This is a genomic window from Pseudomonas sp. R5-89-07, assembly GCF_003851685.1.
Taxonomy (GTDB): domain Bacteria; phylum Pseudomonadota; class Gammaproteobacteria; order Pseudomonadales; family Pseudomonadaceae; genus Aquipseudomonas.
In genome coordinates this window covers 199,406-214,199 of the sequence record NZ_CP027727.1, presented here as the reverse complement: position 1 = coordinate 214,199, position 14,794 = coordinate 199,406, and the positions used below count along the sequence as shown (strand labels likewise).

The 14,794-nt window shown below is 53.1% G+C and carries 12 protein-coding genes and 1 pseudogene; 2 read left to right on the top strand and 11 right to left on the bottom strand.

The genetic code is table 11. From position 1 onward, the window contains the following. Positions 1-10 precede the first annotated feature (10 nt). The gene (locus C4J94_RS00870) at positions 11-598 is read left to right on the top strand and encodes a hypothetical protein (protein ID WP_124384573.1); all 588 of its coding nucleotides are present in this window, start codon (positions 11-13) and stop codon (positions 596-598) included. 284 nt (positions 599-882) lie between these two features. Here the strand turns inward: C4J94_RS00870 and C4J94_RS00865 are convergent, their stop codons facing one another. The 3 genes from C4J94_RS00865 to C4J94_RS00855 all read right to left on the bottom strand — a co-directional run bounded on the left by C4J94_RS00865 (position 883) and on the right by C4J94_RS00855 (position 5,041). After that, on the bottom strand, positions 883-3,471 hold the full coding sequence (locus C4J94_RS00865) for an autotransporter outer membrane beta-barrel domain-containing protein (protein ID WP_124384572.1): 2,589 nt from the start codon (positions 3,469-3,471) through the stop codon (positions 883-885). Between the two features lie 410 nt (positions 3,472-3,881). Then, positions 3,882-4,574, bottom strand: a complete 693-nt coding sequence (locus C4J94_RS00860) for a hypothetical protein (RefSeq protein ID WP_124384571.1) — start codon at positions 4,572-4,574, stop codon at positions 3,882-3,884. A gap of 74 nt (positions 4,575-4,648) precedes the next feature. Continuing rightward, on the bottom strand, positions 4,649-5,041 hold the full coding sequence (locus C4J94_RS00855) for a DUF2846 domain-containing protein (RefSeq protein ID WP_177413417.1): 393 nt from the start codon (positions 5,039-5,041) through the stop codon (positions 4,649-4,651). A gap of 507 nt (positions 5,042-5,548) precedes the next feature. On the opposite strand from C4J94_RS00855, the gene C4J94_RS00850 reads away from it, so the two are divergent. Continuing rightward, the gene (locus C4J94_RS00850; protein ID WP_124372368.1) at positions 5,549-5,806 is read left to right on the top strand and encodes a hypothetical protein; all 258 of its coding nucleotides are present in this window, start codon (positions 5,549-5,551) and stop codon (positions 5,804-5,806) included. A 348-nt stretch (positions 5,807-6,154) separates the two neighbouring features. Here the strand turns inward: C4J94_RS00850 and C4J94_RS00845 are convergent, their stop codons facing one another. From C4J94_RS00845 to C4J94_RS00805, 8 genes and pseudogenes are all read right to left on the bottom strand, one after another. Next, positions 6,155-6,637, bottom strand: a complete 483-nt coding sequence (locus C4J94_RS00845; protein ID WP_124384569.1) for an SMI1/KNR4 family protein — start codon at positions 6,635-6,637, stop codon at positions 6,155-6,157. A gap of 189 nt (positions 6,638-6,826) precedes the next feature. After that, positions 6,827-7,354 carry a hypothetical protein gene (locus tag C4J94_RS00840; protein WP_256657624.1) on the bottom strand — a complete coding sequence of 176 codons (528 nt, stop codon included), beginning with the start codon at positions 7,352-7,354 and terminating at the stop codon, positions 6,827-6,829. A gap of 505 nt (positions 7,355-7,859) precedes the next feature. After that, positions 7,860-8,390 carry a hypothetical protein gene (locus C4J94_RS00835; protein WP_124384567.1) on the bottom strand — a complete coding sequence of 177 codons (531 nt, stop codon included), beginning with the start codon at positions 8,388-8,390 and terminating at the stop codon, positions 7,860-7,862. Positions 8,391-8,829: 439 nt separating this feature from the next. Further along, on the bottom strand, positions 8,830-8,991 hold the full coding sequence (locus C4J94_RS27710; RefSeq protein ID WP_256657707.1) for a hypothetical protein: 162 nt from the start codon (positions 8,989-8,991) through the stop codon (positions 8,830-8,832). Between the two features lie 537 nt (positions 8,992-9,528). After that, positions 9,529-9,927 (bottom strand): SMI1/KNR4 family protein, encoded by a 399-nt coding sequence (locus C4J94_RS00820; protein WP_124384566.1) that lies wholly within the window; start codon positions 9,925-9,927, stop codon positions 9,529-9,531. A 115-nt stretch (positions 9,928-10,042) separates the two neighbouring features. Further along, complete coding sequence (locus C4J94_RS00815) at positions 10,043-10,732, bottom strand: transposase (protein ID WP_124384565.1); 690 nt, start codon at positions 10,730-10,732, stop codon at positions 10,043-10,045. 164 nt (positions 10,733-10,896) lie between these two features. Next, complete coding sequence (locus tag C4J94_RS00810) at positions 10,897-11,508, bottom strand: hypothetical protein (RefSeq protein WP_124384564.1); 612 nt, start codon at positions 11,506-11,508, stop codon at positions 10,897-10,899. A gap of 759 nt (positions 11,509-12,267) precedes the next feature. Further along, positions 12,268-14,734, bottom strand: a pseudogene (locus tag C4J94_RS00805) (DUF637 domain-containing protein); the annotation flags it as partial. Positions 14,735-14,794: the final 60 nt, after the last annotated feature.

The window sequence follows — 14,794 nt, the reverse complement described above, 5'->3', positions numbered from 1 at the left end:
GAAGCCCCACATGAAAGGATTGATCAAGCACAGCCTGGTACTCGCGGCCGTCTTGCTGACAGGCTGCGTGTCCTACTCGCAACACGAACTTCCACCGGTACAGACCTGGCCACCGACCGCCAACGCGCCCGCGCAGAAACCTACGGCGTACGTGCGCACCACCGGGCTGAACCAGGTCAACGGCGGCCCCGCCAACGCCGCTGCCGGCGCACCCGCCGCCCTGTGGGAAAAAGCCGTGGCGGATGGGTTCCGCCAGTCCAACCGCTTTGCACGGGTGAGCACTGACAAGGTTGACTCGGACATCTACGCCGACGCCACCCTGTACAACAACGAACAGTTCAGCATGGCCTCGGCGATTATCACCGGCGCAACTTTCTTCATCATCCCGTCCACGGCCAAGAACACCTTCACCCTGGAAACCGTGTTCAAGGACAAAGACGGCAAGGAATTGGGCCGGGTCAAGAAGAGCGAGTCGGTACGCACCTGGATGCACCTGGTGCTGATCGTGGGCATCCCGTTCCAGGCAGACACCCGGGAAGTGGTAGAGGCGCTGACGCGCAGCACGCTGGATGAAGCTGTGCAGCGCAAGTTGTTCTGACGGATCTACACAAATCCAAATGTGGGAGGGGGCTTGCTCCCGATGGCGGCGAGTCAGTCAATGCATGATTGGCTGGGCCATTGCTATCGGGGGCAAGCCCCCTCCCACAGTAGATTAGCGGCAGGTCCCAACTACGCGGGTTGAGGCCGTACAGCGCAAGTTGTGCTGACGGATTCACGCAAAACCAAATGTGGGAGGGGGCTTGCCCCCGATGGCGGTGGGTCAGTCAATGCGTGATTGGCTGGGCCATTGCTATCGGGGGCAAGCCCCCTTCCACATTGGGGTTAGAAGGCGTAGCGCGCCTTGAGCATGACGCCGTCGGCGTCAAAACCACTGCGTGCCTGGCGGGTGTAGCTGGCGCCGACGGTGAAGTCCGAAACCTGGTAGTTCACGCCCACACTGGCTTCATAGCTGTCACGCGCGACCGAAGCACCCGTCACGGTGAACGCCGAACCACCCGCCACGAAGCTGGAGGTTTGCGCCACGCGGTCACCCATCAGGTCGTGGTAGGCCATCAAGGTCGCTTCCGGCTGCAGCACGCCAGCGCCCATCGGCAGGTTGCCTGCCAGGCGTACACCGGCACCCAACTCACCCACTTCATAACGCTGCGAACCCGTGCTCAAGGCCGCCGACGAGCCTTTCTCGGTGTAGCCATCCATGCGCACGTTGGCATAGCGCGCCGCCACGCGGGGCTCGATCACCACCGCCTGGGACGGCTTGAAGCTGTAGCCGCCGATCACGCTGGCCGACAACACATTGCTGTCGTAGCTGCCCTTGGCCGTGGTGCCCGCGACGTGGCGCTTGCTGTCATTCTCGTTGTGGCCGTAGCTGAGGCTGCCATCCACGAACCAGTTCTGCAGCGCCCAGTTGCCATACAGCGACAGCGCGTGGCCCTCGACGTCGGTCTTGTTGCCAAGGTCCGAATGGATATTCGAATTGAGGTAGCTGTACGCCACACCCAAGGTAGTGGTGTCGTTCACACGGCCATCCACGCCTACCGCCATGCCGCTGCTGTTGGCCGAGTAACCGTTATTGCCGCCGCGACCGTCCTGGTCCATGTTGCTGCTCAGGCCCTGTACCCACACGCCACCGGTTTGGTGACTTTCACGCTGGTCGGTGAGGCGATTGAAGATCGCACCGTTGACCACGGTCTGCCCCGACAGCGCCACGTCGAGGGCGCCACGGTTGACGTCCGGGGCGAGTTGGTCGCCGACTTGCGCCAGTTGCTGCGCGGTGCCTGCGTTGGCCAGGGTCTGGAAGACTTGATCGTCCTGGCTGAGGTTGCTCAGCACGCCATTCTTGAAGCTGTTGACCGCCGTGGCCGCTGCCGCGCCGGTGCCGACACCTGCCAGGTCCTGCTGCACTTGCTGATCGCTTTTCACCGCCACCACGGCCTTGACCGTTTGCGCATCGGCCGAGTAGCTGAGCACGTCCAGCAACGACGACGCACTCGCCACCGCCACGCCGTTGTTCTGCACATTGGTGGCTTGCAGCAAGGTGTATTGCGTACCGCCTTTAGGCGCCGCGAAGTCGCCAGGGTTGGCGCTGACGGTCAGCCTGGAAGCCTGGGCCAGGTTGGCGGTGCCGTTGACGGTGAGGTACGGCGTGGTCGGCACCACGCTGTCGGCCAGGTGCATATCAAGACCTGCGCCGCTGGCCACATTGAGGTTGCCGGTGATGGCGGTGCCGGGCGCGGAGAGGTTCAGCGAACCCGAGTTGACCGACACCGGCGCGATGATACGGCTGCCGGTAAAACCCGCCTGGCCGTCGACGTTGACGGCGTTGAGGTTGAGCAGGTCGCCGGTGATTTTGCCACCGGTCCAGTTCAGCGTCGCCAGGTTGGCGGCGTCGACGGCGGTGCCAGCGTTACTGCGGATTTCGCCGGCTTGCTGGTTGATTTCGAACGGCGAGAACTGCTCAGCCGCACTCACCTGGATCGCGGTGCCGTCGGCGGTGATGAGGCCACGGTTGACGATACCGCGCGCACCGGCGGCACTGTTCTGCGCAAAGCTGGCGCCGGACAGGTCGAAGGCATTGGCCGACGCGCCCTTGGCTTCAATGGTGCCGGTGTTGAGGATGTAATCGACGGTGCCCGCGTAAAACGTCAGGCCCTTGGCTTCATTGCCGTTGGCGGAAATCAGGCCACTGTTTTCGATGCGCAGGGGGTTGGTAGCGGTTTCAACCTCCATACCCCAGGCGCCATCACCTGTGGCGATAATCGAGCCCGAGTTGAGCAGCTTGCCGCCGATGGTGGTCGGCGTGCCGCTGTTGACGTCGAGGACCAGGCCGATCGCTTCCGGGCCGGCCATATCAATCACGCCAGTGTTGGAAACGTCACCGGCAACCGTGGTGCCGTGCAGGTAAATACCCTCGCCACCGCCTAGGTAGAAGGGAAAGGGCTCGGCGCTCACCGGCGGCGTGGAACGGATGGTGCCGGAGTTGATAACGCTGCCGCCAATGGTGGTAGCGCCGATTTCAAGCCCTTCATAGGCGCCATGGGTCATCAGGATATTGCCCGCCTGAACCACATCCCCAGTGATTGTGCCGGGGTTCAGACCGGAAGGACCAGACCAGAACATCGGGTCGATGGCGATGGCGCGAATGGTGTTTCCCTGTGAGTCCAGCGTAATGTCTGCGCGGTTGATCAGCGAGCCTTGAATGTGGGTGTTTACGAATCCGAGTCCGGCAGGGTCAGTGGTGCCGGAATTGACCACCTCGGAAAACTTGCCGGTAATGGTCACGGGCTCGTTGAACGTCTCACTGGCCCAAATATTCTTGCCCTGACCCAGGTCGAACTCCACGGCCAGCACCTGGGTGCTGATTGCGCCGACCATGATTGCCAACAGACTTTTCTGGAACTGCTTGCGCTTCATTTCAAACTCCATGAACTACAGGTCAAAACCGCCAAGAGGCCCGGCGGAGTAGGTGTGCTGAACGAAAGTATCACTCGATCCGAATGACTCCCCTGGCGGCCGCCCTTCCGAATCCCAGGCGCAGGCACGCGCACCGTGGGCGATGGCAAATAGGGGCCGTAAGGGGAATAGGTTCACATCAATCCTTAATGTCATTTGAAAACGCTGCAGTCCATGCAGCCCGACCGATTGCGGGTGGGCGGGGTAAAGACACTGGGATACACAAAATGTTCAAAGCCAAAGCTGCACGCCCTGACACCGCCAACCCTGTAGGAGCGAGCTTGCTCGCGAAAATCGTCAACGATAACGCGACCAACCAGAACACGCTGCCTGGGCGTTGCACCACCAACAGCGCCACATCACCGCCAGGCTTACTTAAGCTCCTTCACCAGATACTGCGCAGATATCTGCGTAATCCCGGTTAGCGCCCGGCGCAAGGCTTCAGGGTCGGTGCGATAAGTCAGCGGCGTGTAGCCATAAACGTTCTGGCCATTGAATGGCGTCACCGTTTCAAAGGTGCGCCAGATCATTTCATCGCCGCGATTCATCTGCGCTAACACGCTGAGGGTGGGATAAATCACGCTGCTGAACCCCTGGGTCAGGCGAAAGCCCCACTCGGACACGGTCAGCTGGATCTGCGCATCGGCAGGTTCATCGTCGCCGACCACCTTGAGCGTCGAGGTCTTGCCCAGTGCATCGACAAAGCCCTGCTTGAGCAACACACCCACATCGATGTTTTCCGCTTCGATCAACGTCAGGATCGCCGCCGAAGTCGGCATCTCAGCCAGCTGCCCAAGCTTCATGCCGCCAGCCAAACCGGCGCCGCTCAAGGCCGCAGTCCCCACCTTGGACGCGCCGCTGGCCATGCCAACACCCGCACCCACTCCGGCACCCAGGGCCGCGCCCCAGGCTTGTTCGCGGCCGAAATACACCATGTTCTTTTCCCACTTCACGGGCAGGACTTTTACCGTCTTGATCTGCGCGCGGTTTTCGGGGGTGAGGGGGTGGCTGACGCAACCGCCGAGGATGAGGGTGGTGAGGAGAATGAAGAGTAGGTTTTTCACATCAGTCCCTTAATGTTTGCAGTGAATGAGTAGCTGCCGGCAGGACTTGGCCCTGCCGACAGACGGGCTTCAACTCATTTGCTTTCTTTGGCAATGGTGCCCAAGGAAGCATCTTTCACCAAGTAACGGCCTTCGACTTCGCTCAGTGTTTTGAGACTGTTGCGCGCTACGGCGAAGCCCATTTCGACTTCCTGCTTGAGGTAAACCACCTCACCCGCCTTGACGTCGATCGGCATGTCCGCCCAGTTTTCAGCCTTGGAGCTGATTACGTGTTTGCCCGGCGTCACGAAGAAATAGATGTACTGGTTACCACGGTTGTAACCCATCTCCGAGTTGGCTTCCTTGTCATCCAGGAACACGTTGAACCGCACCATCATCCCGACGTTGCTAGGGCGCACGACGTACACCAAACCTTTATCGGCCACGGCAGCCTTGGGCAGCGAATAGTTCGCCACGTCAGCCTGCATCTTCTCTACCGACGGCGTGGAGGAACAGCCAAACAGAGTGGCCAGGGACAGAACGACAGCGGCTTTGCAGAACAACTTGATCATGTATTTCTTCCTTGTGGGTAACGGTGGAGCGGTTGCGAGAGCGCCGATGATGGAGTTCTCAGTTTTTGATGCGTTGGGTCATCGCCAATGTGTCGGCAAGGGTTGGCATGGCATGAGGCATTGTGCCATTACTGTGACGCCTTGCGCGGTTTTGGGTAGGAGGCTTATAGTCCCGCCGTCGCCCATACGGCGATCAGGTTTGGCGACCTGACAACAGAGTGCAAAAGCAATCCGCTTCATGCAGGTGTTTTTGCACCCGCAAAGCTGTGCTCATTATGGCGGCTGTGCGCGGGAGACCTTCGGGTCTGCCGGTTTACTCTGTTGCCGGTTCGCCAACCTGCGCACAGCTGCCACCCATTCGTTTGGCGACGATTGAGTGGTGGCCTCGACCACCAAAACAGAGTGTTAACTATGAATCGATACATGCCCCTAACCGGCCACGACTGCACCGTCCCAGCCCTGATCATCGACACCCAGGCGCCCCTCGACGTCCTTCACGACGCCGCCGTGCACCGCATTCGGGCCGTCACCCAACTGCTGGAGAATCTGGCCTTCCGAGAACAACTCAGCAGCGATGCCGTAGTGCTTTCAGACTTCGCCCACTTGCTGGCAATTCCGCTGCGCGATGGGTGTGATTTGCTGGATGTCATCAGTCGCAGGCTGAATGCTGAGCTGTCTTGAGTGAAAAACCGGGCGGCCGTGGTGTCGCCCGCTTTGTGCGTGAGCGGGCTCAAAAGGGGACTGGCTCAAAAGGGTATCCATTTAGCTCTCGAATTTTCCGGTCATTTCACGCAGCACACCTGATCATCGGAAAGGTAATAAAGTCCCTCAAGTTTTCCGCAAATAGAAGGAAGACCAAAAACCGGTTCTGAGACATAAGAAAGAGGCAACTCGGATCTAATCGAAGGGAAATAGGGGTCAGAACACTATTACTCTATTCTTTTTGATTGGGAAATTCAAAACCGCCATAACTCCCCACGAAACCGTGGTCTGATCCCTATTCCCGTTCCACCTTGGCTAACAACTTTATTAATCAGCTGGCCTTTCAAATAACCTTTTTAGAAACTCGGAGAAGGAGGGCGCAACGAATGACAATTCGAGGTCACTGCCGGGTGTCGATTCATGATGCCACATCACCACGCTTGGATCGTCGGTCAAGCGGTTCTCTCGATAATCAAAACAGAGCACGTCACCATTCCCCAACGCTGAAAAAATAATTAATCCTTGAGCAAATTCCTCAGGAGGATACTGATACTTTATCTCCATCGTTTCAAATGATCCTTCGATTTCACCGAAAGGCAAAAACAGACCAGCGCTGCTCGTAACACCTTCCCCGAGTAGACGATTATAAAATTTGAAAACAGGTTTATTTAAAATAAACGACCCATTAAACTGCACTGAAACTTCTTTGTATTTCGCAGGAAAAACTATACCCGCCAATTCTTCGAAAGCTTCTATATCAGCAGAATCACCTTGACCATAATAAGAATCAAAATTTATTCCAGCGATCATTTAATGCGCCTACTCATCGATTTCCACCCGATGCGAAAAAAAACGAGGACATTCTCATTTAATAGTTTTCCCGGCGCAAATTTAAATAAATCTGCCCCCGCTTTTCCTTTCCCCCCTTAACAAAGGAGACTAATTTATCTAAAAAGTCCTGTACTGCTATGACAAATCAGATAAATCCCTCTTCCTCTTTCATCTTCGACAAACAAAGAATTTATCTTTACTGAGATACCCAATACCGCCCAAGCGCCAAAAATCAAAATATGAACGGAAGTCAAAATCCAGCTTTATTAGAGGCTGCCCCATATACCAAGCCAAATAATAATCAGCGGCAACTCCATAAAGAGCCTCAAACAGTGCATATTCCTGCTCTGTATTTAGCAACATGCAATCCCTGACTTGATCCCCCACCAGTTCGAGCACCCAGTTGCTGGGAACATCTAACTTATCATAGTCGTTAAACTGATCTTTACTTCCATAAAGCAGTTTTGCACGCTGGCATATTCTGTACAACTCATCGTCTCCAAGAGACTTACAGAAACTTGCCTGAGCTTGCAACCAGAGTTTCGCCTTTTGCAACAATTCAAAATCGCTAGATTCAATCGTCGGGCATAGATATAACTTATCTTCAAGCGTACCAGCTTGGAGCACCTCATTCACGCGCGACACCATACTGTCAGCTTGAGGAAAATAGCTTAACGCCTTGGTGATTTCAGGCATAGAAGAATGCACTTTGAACAATGCTAAAAAATGCGACTTATCAAAATAAGGTCCCCCCTCACAAAAAGTGCACCAGTCATTTAAAATGGGTAGGCATCAATTTTTTCCTCTTGGTAAATCCGGCAAAAGAGAAGGATCGATTTTCCATCGATCGCGCAATGCCGTCACGCCTTTATTAAATTCGTTTAGGGACTTACTGTTATCAATAACAGCTTTTAGCTCATTATGGAAAGCACCTGAAGCGTCCCCACCGAAAATTAGGGGTCAGACCACTATTCTTCTATTAGTAAACCCTAGGACGGCGAGTCACCTTAAACCCCCTAAGTGGATAAGAGTTTTCAGCTTCGCCTCCTATCAATAGACTAACTAAATAGAATAAGTGACTAAAAAATAAATCATATTTTTAAAGAGCAACTCTGCTGAACTCTAAAAAACGCGAACTCGTGGAATTCAAAAACCCCGTCCTCTCATGTCGCCCCCAACCGCCCAGACGTTTTCCGCCAGTTCAAAATATTCTCCTAACATGAACATAACTAACCAACTTACTATCAAAATCATAATGTACAGTTACCGCATTCCCTCTCACTAAAAACTCGCACCCCGGACTCGTGGGAGCCCTACCGGGAATTCGAACGGAGGGCACATTACGCAAGGGCGTACCATATTTAGCAATTGACTCTTCAATTGTGTCAATATCTGCACAAGCAGTTTTAGTTTCAGCATCAGCTGGGAAATACTCATCAGAGGCTTGATAATAAACGCGGTATGCAACAATTACACCGTCACTGCCTGACTGAAAATAGACCCCATACTCCGGTAGCTTTAGAAACTCTTCACCCTCAACCTTTACGTACTCGACTATCGATATATCTCTTCTAAACTTCGCAAGAACATTAATTAACGACGTGTTTAAGTATTCATTTGGATCCATGTTAAGCCCTATCCTTTCGAATAAATTTTTGTTTAATTCGTGAATTTGATTTCTCGTATTGTCGATTTTACTAACCGACCAGCCTTCGTCTTGCCACACAGGCATACACGTTTCTAAATCAGCTTCCGCAGCCTTATAATGGTCGGAGCCATCTAGGGGAAAATAGGGGTCAGAACACTATTACTTTATTCTTTTAACTCACACTTTTTCGGGTGTCCTGACACACCCGGTGAAACTCTTTTACCTAAAATCTGCGCGACCTGGGACGCAAACTTGATCGCCCAAAACGTAATTACCGTTTGTAGAAGATTGAATTTGTTCTATGAATCCAGGTGAAGTCCGATCCTCGAATATAGACCGATAAGCTTCGGCTCGTTGCGCGGTGCTGCTACCTAACTCGCTATAAACCGCATGCGGGCTTATAAAGCCTGATAGCTCGCCCTGTGCGTTTGCTCTATAGCTGCTCCAGCGATAGTCGCCCGGATGAGTAACCATAGCTGCCCTGAACGGGTTCATTTCGATATATCAATAGCAAATAGTTGTCTTATTGAATCAAACAGGAGCGGAAACGGCCTTCCCACACCGCGCCCGTTCGTTGATATGTTCGATTGACATATTGAACATAGCGCTGCCCCAGCCTCTGCATAAGTGGGCCAGCCCCTGCGCAGCAGGTGGCAGTCAACAACAGATGAACGTGATTTGTCATCAAGCACAATGCGTGAACTTTACAGCCATACAGTTGAGCAAGCACGGCTAATGTATCAATGTAAAAAATTTAGTCTCCATCTGAATAAAAACACGCAGACCGATTATTTCCCCGCTGGATAATGTGCAACGGGATACCCGGCATTAAACCCTAGTACGGCGAGCCATATAAAACCCCTAGCTGGATAAAAAATTACAGCTCAGCCACCCATCAATAGGCCAACGAAATAGAATAACTACAAAAAATAAATCATCGTTTTAAAGAGCAACTCCGCTGAACTTTAAAAAATGCGAAACCGTGATATGCCCCCTATTTCCCTAAAAAACGCAAAAACGTTGTCTGCACCCTATTCCCCGCTATTTTTACTTCCGTTCGTTACGCAGACTGCTGATAATCCGATTCCAGTAGCGCACTGCCTCAAAGTGCTGCTGCCTCGTCAACCAAGTCTTATTCTCAGGGCTGCTCGGATCACCACCAACGATAGCGGGTTTAATCTCGAATAGCTCCATGCCTTTAGGGCGTGAGTACTTATTAAGGTCACGCATTTCGGTCTGCCAATCGAGCAAATAGATCGGGGAGGTCACTCGCGACCGAGATGGCGTACTGCCGGTCCATACCTATAAAAGGGACTCGAACTACTGGCTTTGCTGGATCCTCCATATCGAACCCATACCCCTCCCCTCCTCCGTTAGAAGCGAACAAAAAGATACCTGGCGCATATGTCTCGACCTCATATTCATGATTGAAATCAATTAACTCTTCTGCTTTCCAAAAAATAATGTAGCTATCGCCGATGAATCCTTCCCCACCGTCGTGCTGTATAAGGAATTTAATGTAACTCTCAGGAAGTACGACTCCCAAGCGTGTTGACAGACCATCAACAGCCGAAATTTCAGCCGGACCATTGAGCTGCCCCTCTGTTAGATGATATTCCATAGCTATTTTCCTAAGTCTTTCTGCAATTGGTTCTACCCAGAAGGTACCTGCTGCCGATGAACATCGCGAGGCAGGATAACTTTATTGGGAAAATAGGGGTCAGACCACTATTCTTCTAACTCACACTTTTCGGGCGTCCTGACACACCCGGTGAAACTCTTTTACCTAATATCTGCGCAATCTCGGACGTAAACTTCTGATCGCCCAAAACGTAATTACCGTTTGTAGGAGATTGAATTTGCTCTATCAATCCGGGTGAAAGCCGATCCTTGAATATAGATCGGTAAGCTTCGGCTCGTTGCGCGGTGCCGCTACCTAACTCACTATAAACCGCATGCGGGCTTATGAAGCCTGATAGCTCGCCTTGTGCGTTTGTCCTATAGCTGTTCCAGCGATAGTCGCCCGGATGAGCAACCATACCCGCTCTGACCGGGTTCATTTCGATATATCGATAGCAAGCTAAAACATAGTTGTCTTGTTGAACCAAACAGGAGCGGAAACGGCCTTCCCACAATGTGCCCGTTCGTTGATATGTTCGATTGATATATTGGACATATCGCTGCCCCACCCCCTTCATAAGTAGGCCAGACCCTACGCAGCAGGTGGGAGTCAACAACAGATGAACGTGATTTGTCATCAAGCAAAATGCGTGAACTTTACAGCTATACAGTTGAGCAAGCACGGCTAATGTATCAATGTAAAAAATGTAGTCTTCATCTGAATAAAAACACGCAGACCGATTATTTCCCCGCTGTATAATATGCAACGGGATACCCGGCAGTAAAACCCTAGGACGGCGAGCCATATAAAACCCCTAACTGGATAAGAGTTTACAGCTTAGCCGCCCATCAACAGGCCAACGAAATAGAATAATTACAAAAAATAAATCATATTTTTAAAGAGCAACTCCGCCAAACTCTAAAAAATACAAATCCGTGGTCTGACCCCTATTCCCCTAGACATCTTCAATCAAATTGTGCCGCCTAAAATCTCTTGAAAATCATCGTTTAAATCGTCGAAACCAACTTCAGGATTAAGTACAGCCAATTGTTCTGTCGTTACTGTCAACGACTCGAGAACTTTCTCAATAATATTAATATCAATTTTTTTTTCATAATAGTTTTCAGCAAATTCTTTATAGGTAAGAGCACCTTCTTGCAAGAAACCCAGAAGAGGAAACCGCTTCAATTTATCCGGTGATGCCTGCCATGAGCCTCGATTAGCTTCCCGCCAGAAAAACAAACTTGCATCATTGTTGGAAAATGCAGGTTCATCTTTAAAAGCTCGAAATTTTTCGGGCACGTCATCCAAATGCTCTTGCGGATTCGACAATGGATTTTCATCTAGAACCTTACCTACAGCTCCTTCGCAAGTAAAGTGTATAAAGTACTCGGCCCCCTCACCGTTCTTCATGGATGCCATCATCTCTTCACCCTTCCCATCCCAATTACAATTGAACGAAAAGTACCTGTACTCCCATTGCGGCATAATTACCGCGTCTAGTAATGCCAGACCTTGAGCAGTTTTTCTGACCTTTTCGATCGAAGGCAGGTCGTTTATATTTTTAATTAAATTATTCATCTAATTCCGCCTTTTTGTCAGATTTGGCTCTATTTTCTTGCCTAGATAGAATTTGAAGATTCGAGCTACAGTTTGTACCTCCACAGTTCTTCGCTTCTTTGTGGTCAAACTGCCACTCGTTAGGGTCTGGAGTAACCCCACGCTGGCTTTTTTGTGGTTTGGTCAATACTGTACCACTAGCATCAGACTTTACCACACCGTCGTTAGCAGCTTTATTCAGCTCCAAGGCTTCTTGTTTTTGACGCAATGTGAATTCTTTTCCGGGGCCGACATTTTTTGGATTTTCAATACTTGAGTAATCAACTTTTACCGGAGCGCTTACCTCTTTTCCCCCCAGCGTCTCCTCAGGAGAACCCGCGCCGCCTTGGCTTCCTTTCCCCTTACCAGAGCTTGAACGTGAAGGCAGTGTGATCCCAACTCCGGCCTTAATTGCCTCCGCGCCGAGCTTAACTAATGGTCCGCCGCCCGCAGAGCTGATATCTGCTGCAATTTGGCTGGTCGCGTCTAGGTTGTTCCCTATCACAAAACCAACCGCAGAAGCCGCCCCGCCCTGCCCTTGGGACCTCAGTCTACCTACCAGATCAACGAGTTTCTGATCATCGTTCGCCAAGGAAGTGGCAATACCTCGGCAGCGTTGCGGATCGCGTGCGCAAAGGGCATCCAATTCGTTATTTCTCTGCTGATCAAGTTCCGCATAACGCTGCCTGACCTCACGCTTCTCTTGCTCAGTAGTCTTGCTATCTACCTCCCGAAGCATCTCCTCGACTTCTTCGTGGTAAAGATAGTTAAACGTCGTTGCTTTCTGAGCAATCTGAGAGCCTTTTTCCAAATCTCCATCCACCGCCGCAGCTGCTAACAAGCCTGTCAGTTGTGAAAGCATCAGCGTGATGTCGTCATTGCCTTGAGCAGCCCACACCAACTGATTGATGAGTGCCTCATTCAGCCCGGCAGAGGCAGCCCCGGTTTTGAAATCGCTACCTGTGGCTTCAGCCAGCAATCCCCCCATCAAAGCGTGCGCAATAATCTTTTGAGGGCTGCCATTGGGGAACGTGACGTAATCACCCACCCAATTAAAACCGGTAGCCATTGCAACGTTGCCAGCCTCTCCCAACAAGGCCGCATTGAAGTTGTCGCCGAAGCTTCCCCCTTGAATGGCCGTCGATATTCCGCTAGAGATTACCGCCCGGCCACCAGTACGCAGCGCGATATCGCCTGCTGACGTCCAGGTGAAAATATCTTTGGAGGAGTTAGTAACCGCCAACGTTGAGCCTGTACTCGGGGTAACACCTTGGACGGTGCTTGTGCTTGCACCTGCACTGTCTGCCCCAGCGAACCAATTGGTATCGGCATACTCCAGGGCACCCGCCGTAAAACCAGCGACCGCTGCGCTTTTCAGGCTATTGGCGCTGACCGTTTCCTTAAGCGCTGCACCCAAATTGCCCTTGTTGTTGATGGTGCTGGTGACCGCCGTCGTACTTAGGCTGGTGCTCACCGCAAGTGTGGCGCCCTGCAACCCGAATCCTACCGGCCCCATAATCGCCGCCATCATGATCGCAATCGCAATCTTGGCACCGGCGCCCAACCCTGAGTTGTCGTACTTGAAGCTCTCGTGAATCTCTTTCACCTGGCGCCAATCAATGTCCCCACGCGCTTCAGCTTGCTTGAGCCAGGCCAGATTAGGATCAGCCTTGACCATCGCATCAACGGTCTGGCTTACGGTCTGCTGATCGACCTGTTTGACATCGATACGAATGCCTTCGGCTGCCTTGATGACAAGCTGTCCTTGAGCAACCAGTTCGCTCTGACGCAAGGTTTCATCCGTGTTGCCTTTGCCTTTGGCACTGAACCATGAAAGATCACTTTTGCTCTTGGTGTGGCTCTCATCGTGCAGGTCCTTGACCCCTTCAAAAACAATCGCCCCGCCGCTATCAAGGATGATGTCCTTACCACCATTAAGCTTCGCGACTTGATACACCTGATCGCCATCGCTTTTCAGGACCAGGTTGCCCCCCGTCTTGATCTCGGTCCCTACTTGAGTGGTACGGGTAACTTCATCCATCTGCGCCTTTTTAGCGCCCCAGCTTCCTTTCTCCTTCATGTCATACAACGTATGCGTACTGTTCTCAGCCGCCAACAAACTCAACTTATCCCCGCTATACAGATAAGCCTCATTCCCCGCACTGATCCTGCTCGCCACGATCGTGGTGTCACGCCCAGCCTGACTGACAAAATCCCCGCCCGCCGTCAGTACGCTGGCCACTTGGGTGGTCTGATCGTCTGAGGTCTTGATGCGTTTTTTGCCGTGTTTTTCCTTGCCTTCGACGTTGTGCATGTCGCTGACCGAGGCGACGTTGACGTCGCGGCCGGCGGCAATGGTGAGGTCTTTGCCGGCGGTGGCGTTGCTGCCGATGATGTTGACGTCTTGCCCGGCTTGCATGTTGATGCTGCCGCCCGCCGTGACGCTGGCGGCGAGGTTTTTGACGTCGGTGGTGATGCTGGATTTTTCGCCGCCTTCGCGGGTCTCGTGCTTGACGCTGGTGTCGCTGGCGGCGATGAGGTTGAGGTCGCGGCCGGCAGTTAAGTTAGCGTCGTTGCCAGCGGTGAGGGCACCGCGGTTGGTGAGGTCGCGGCCGGCGTCGATGGCGAGGTTTTCGCGGGCGACGATGGTGCCGGCGCTGGTGTCGGTGAGGGTGCGCATGCCGGCGCCGTCACGTACCTGGATGGCGGTGTTGTCGTTGATGACATCGCCTTTGAGTGCGGTGAGGCTGACTTGCTTGCCGCGGATTTCACCGGCCATGGCGTTGCGGATACTGTCCTGGGCCAGCAGGTTCAGGTTGTTGCCGGCTTCGACCAGGCCGCCGGTGTAGATACTGCCCCTGCTGACGGCGGACAGGTTGTTGCTGGCGCGCAGGGTGCCGACGTTGATCAGGTCGCCGCCGGTGACCAGGTTGAGGTCGCGGCCCTGGATCAGGCTGTTGCCGCGCACGTTGCGCGAGTCGGCCTGGGCCAGGTACAGCACCGGGACAAGCACGGTCTGGCCGTCGATGACGCGGTTTTCCATCCATACGATGTCGTGGGTCAGGGCGCCGACTTGCTGGCCGGTGAGGGACACGCCGAGGCTCAGGCGCAGGGCGTCTTTGCTGGCCAGGGCGTTGTCCATCAGGTAACGGAACTGGTCGGCGTCGCTCTACAGGCCGCCGGCGAGGAAGCGTTGGCCTTTTGATGCCTTGCGCGTTTTTACGCCAAGGACTTATAGTCCGACGGTCGCCCTCATGGCGATTCAGGT

Bases quoted from the DNA above. Each gene is read 5' to 3' on its own strand.
- C4J94_RS00855 (WP_177413417.1), bottom strand. From the start codon at position 5,041: ATGCAGGCTGACGTGGCGAACTATTCGCTGCCCAAGGCTGCCGTGGCC.
- C4J94_RS00840 (WP_256657624.1), bottom strand. From the start codon at position 7,354: ATGCCTGAAATCACCAAGGCGTTAAGCTATTTTCCTCAAGCTGACAGT.
- C4J94_RS00850 (WP_124372368.1), top strand. From the start codon at position 5,549: ATGCCCCTAACCGGCCACGACTGCACCGTCCCAGCCCTGATCATCGAC.
- C4J94_RS00865 (WP_124384572.1), bottom strand. From the start codon at position 3,471: ATGAAGCGCAAGCAGTTCCAGAAAAGTCTGTTGGCAATCATGGTCGGC.
- C4J94_RS00815 (WP_124384565.1), bottom strand. From the start codon at position 10,732: ATGGCTCGCCGTCCTAGGGTTTTACTGCCGGGTATCCCGTTGCATATT.
- C4J94_RS00810 (WP_124384564.1), bottom strand. From the start codon at position 11,508: ATGAATAATTTAATTAAAAATATAAACGACCTGCCTTCGATCGAAAAG.
- C4J94_RS00845 (WP_124384569.1), bottom strand. From the start codon at position 6,637: ATGATCGCTGGAATAAATTTTGATTCTTATTATGGTCAAGGTGATTCT.
- C4J94_RS00835 (WP_124384567.1), bottom strand. From the start codon at position 8,390: ATGCCTGTGTGGCAAGACGAAGGCTGGTCGGTTAGTAAAATCGACAAT.
- C4J94_RS00820 (WP_124384566.1), bottom strand. From the start codon at position 9,927: ATGGAATATCATCTAACAGAGGGGCAGCTCAATGGTCCGGCTGAAATT.
- C4J94_RS00870 (WP_124384573.1), top strand. From the start codon at position 11: ATGAAAGGATTGATCAAGCACAGCCTGGTACTCGCGGCCGTCTTGCTG.
- C4J94_RS27710 (WP_256657707.1), bottom strand. From the start codon at position 8,991: ATGACAAATCACGTTCATCTGTTGTTGACTGCCACCTGCTGCGCAGGG.